This window comes from Novosphingobium resinovorum, assembly GCF_036352595.1.
GTDB classification, from domain to species: domain Bacteria; phylum Pseudomonadota; class Alphaproteobacteria; order Sphingomonadales; family Sphingomonadaceae; genus Novosphingobium; species Novosphingobium resinovorum_B.
The window spans coordinates 1-606 of the sequence record NZ_JAZFAX010000119.1 but is presented as its reverse complement, the minus strand read 5'-3'; the positions used below and the strand labels follow the sequence as shown (position 1 = coordinate 606).

1 protein-coding gene is annotated in these 606 nt (G+C 68.5%); it reads left to right on the top strand.

Annotated features, from left to right (window positions below):
• The coding region (locus V2S85_RS27170) for a sugar phosphate nucleotidyltransferase (protein WP_330705885.1) at positions 1 to 606 on the top strand (606 nt) is incomplete at its 5' end.

Sequence of the window (606 nt, the reverse complement as noted above, 5' to 3'; positions counted from 1 at the left end):
TATCTCAAGCGCGGCGAGGCGATTGCCTCGGCCAGCGGTTCCGCCAGCGGATTCCGCACCGCGCAGTTCGTCGAGAAGCCTGACCTCGAGCGGGCCAGGGCGTTCCTCGCCGAAGGGATCTATGCCTGGAACGGCGGCATCTTCGCGTTCCGCGTCGCCGACTTCCTCGCCGAACTGGCCGCGCATCGTCCCGATGTCGCCGCCGCCGTCGCCGATGCGGTGGCGAAGGGGACCGAGGACGGCCAGCGCTTCCATCCCGATGCGGAGACCTTCGCGGCGGTGCCCAGCGTCTCGGTCGATTATGCGGTGATGGAGAACACTACCCGCGCGGCGATGGTGCCGGCCGACATGGACTGGTCGGACATCGGCAACTGGCAGGCGCTGCACGAGGCGCTGGACCGCGACGAGGCGGGCAATTCGGTGCGCGGGAGCGGGACGGTCGAGATGGTCGACTGCCGGGGCGTGCTGGTCGACAGCGACGGGCCGCGCGTCTCGGTGATCGGGCTGGAGGACGTGATCGTCGTCATCGATGGCGACGACATCATGATCACCACCACCGCAGGCGTGCAGAAAGTCGGCAATCTCGCCGGCGCCAGGAACCAGTGA